Annotated in this window: 1 pseudogene; it reads right to left on the reverse strand. The window is 62.7% G+C overall.

The window, feature by feature from the left end:
• Positions 1-73: 73 nt before the first annotated feature.
• Positions 74-327: pseudogene (locus tag E5162_RS14275) on the reverse strand (long-chain fatty acid--CoA ligase); the annotation flags it as partial.

The following is a 327-nucleotide window of genomic DNA, read 5'->3' on the forward strand; positions in this document are numbered from 1 at the left end:
TGACGTCCTTGGACCGGTCGGTAATCGTCATGTAGCCGTCCTGGTCGATCGTGCCGACATCCCCGGTCCGGAACTAGCCATCTTCGGTGAAGGCTTCCTGGCCGGCGCCGCGATAATAGCTATCGATGATCCAGGGACCGCGCACCTGCACGTGTCCCGACGCCTTGCCGTCGCGCGGCAGGATATTGCCGCCGTCGTCGACGATGCGCATCTCGACGCCATAGCTCAGGCGGCCCTGTTTCAGTTTGATGGCGATCTTCTCGTCTTCGGTCAGGTCGTCATGCTTGGGCAGAAGCTTGCCGCCCGTGCCCAGCGGGCTCATTTCGG

This window comes from Marinicauda pacifica, assembly GCF_004793635.1.
GTDB lineage: Bacteria > Pseudomonadota > Alphaproteobacteria > Caulobacterales > Maricaulaceae > Marinicauda > Marinicauda pacifica.